Here is a 355-nt window from a genome sequence, read left to right on the forward strand (position 1 = left end):
TCGGTGCGCCAACGGATCAACGCATCGGTCTGGTGCTGTTCGGTGATGTTCTGTACCTGGCCGAGCAGGCGCTTGGGTTGCCCTTCCATGTCCAGCAGCGGCTGCATCCAGAGCCGCAGGTGCTGCGAAGGCTCATGGCCGCGGGTCAGCTCCAGCTCGAGGTTGGCAGCCCGGCCATCGCGCCACAACCGCCGCCATGCCGCGCGCAGCGCGCCGCGGGAGCGTGGATGCAGCTGCTTCAGCCAGCGCCGCTGGCCCGGAACGGCGCCCTGCTCCAGGGCCAGCAGTGAACGCAGTTCCGGCGACCACCAGAAATGCCCGCTGTTGGGATCAAACGACCAGCTGCCCATGCTGG

Annotated in this window: 1 protein-coding gene; it reads right to left on the minus strand. The window is 68.2% G+C overall.

The window, feature by feature from the left end; all coding sequences use genetic code 11:
- Positions 1–355 (minus strand): PAS domain-containing protein (locus tag EN804_RS35305; RefSeq protein ID WP_148671863.1); only part of this gene is annotated, 355 nt, incomplete at both ends.

It is taken from the genome of Mesorhizobium sp. M8A.F.Ca.ET.161.01.1.1 (genome assembly GCF_004792105.1).
Classification (GTDB): Bacteria; Pseudomonadota; Alphaproteobacteria; order Rhizobiales; family Rhizobiaceae; genus Mesorhizobium.